Source organism: Halalkalibacter alkalisediminis (assembly GCF_028610705.1).
Taxonomy (GTDB): domain Bacteria; phylum Bacillota; class Bacilli; order Bacillales; family Bacillaceae_D; genus Halalkalibacter; species Halalkalibacter alkalisediminis.
The window spans coordinates 1-1,296 of sequence record NZ_JAQQWT010000117.1 but is presented as its reverse complement, the minus strand read 5'-3'; the positions used below and the strand labels follow the sequence as shown (position 1 = coordinate 1,296).

Below are 1,296 nucleotides of genomic sequence, written 5' to 3'. Positions count from 1 at the left end.
GAAGCAGCTGGAAAGTATAAAAATAATAAAGAGTACATGAGTGTTGCTTTTCTAATGGCTGGCAATGAAGAACTAAAGCAAAAAATGAAACCGTATTTTGATATGGATGAGGGCTTTTTCAAATCAGCATTGATGTTTGAGAAAGAAGATTTTAGTACGTCATTACAAGTCATGGCAAAGCTAGCTGTACACTTATTTAATAACAATGAGACCGTTGATCCACTTGATCTGATTGGCTATTTAGATGAGGACAATTTTGAACTAGCGCTACAAGTCATCAAGTTTAGAAAATACGGATTAGATCAAGGATATACAGCAAAAGACGGAAACATGATGATTCGATAGGAGTGTCTAGATTGAAAAAACGTGTAGGATTTACCTTGCAGCCGGATGTTGTAAAACAAGTGAAAGCATTAATTGATGAAAATAAATACTCTAAAATTATTCGTAGTTTTTTTCATGGACAGTATGAGCTCCCCAAAAATATAGGGGAGCTATCCTCATTTCAAAAAGTGGAAACAGCAGCGGAACCCATTCGTTTAGATCAGGATACAATTGATTTATTAGATGAGTATGTCAAACAAGCGAAAAATCAAGGGGTGAAGGCAAATCGTTCGTTAATTATGCGCCATGGGTTTTCGGAACTGTTAAAACATCTAAGAGAAGAAGAAGGATATAAAAGCTCACAACGAAAACGGGTTTCTTTTTATTTTCCAAAAGGAACAGCAGAAGCTTTATATCGTTATGTTTCTCGTGCTGATCGGAACACAGTAGTAAATCAGTTTATTTTGCAAGAGTATCAACCATCAGCTAATACAGAAGCCTTAAAAATAAGACCTCGTGATACCGAGACTTTTATAATCGAAATGCAACAAGAAGCTTTTGATCGGTTAGATCAGTTTGTAGAGGAATTTGGAGTCAAGGGAGTCACAAGAACAGCTCTTATGCGGGAGGCTGTGGCTCAACTTATTGAAAAGTTAAGTAATACAACTTCAAATGAAATCATGGTAGAAAATCGTTTGGATGCGGCCATCCGTGACTATAGAGAAACATTTGGCCACTTGCAGTTACGTGAAAAGTTAAGTGAGTATATAACAAAGGGGTGAAGAACATGCAGCTGTTTGTGAATTTGAAATAAAGTTGCACCGTTTATAAAAGTTAAACCGTTTTACCCCTTTGGATATGTTTTTTTCTAAAGGGGTGTTTTTATAGTGAAAAGGAAAAGAACATCTGAATTGAAAGGTGGATTAAGGAACTGTTGAGTGACAATAGAGTTGTTCCATTAAAGGGCCATTT

Annotated in this window: 1 protein-coding gene and 1 pseudogene; both read left to right on the top strand. The window is 36.0% G+C overall.

Going from position 1 to position 1,296, the window contains the following annotated elements; genetic code table 11:
- A pseudogene (locus PQ474_RS26105) lies at window positions 1–345 on the top strand (hypothetical protein); the annotation flags it as partial.
- An 11-nt stretch (window positions 346–356) separates the two neighbouring features.
- Entirely contained in the window at window positions 357–1,106 is a 750-nt protein-coding gene (locus tag PQ474_RS26100; protein WP_273848501.1) for a hypothetical protein, read from the top strand.
- The last annotated feature ends 190 nt before the right edge of the window (window positions 1,107–1,296 follow it).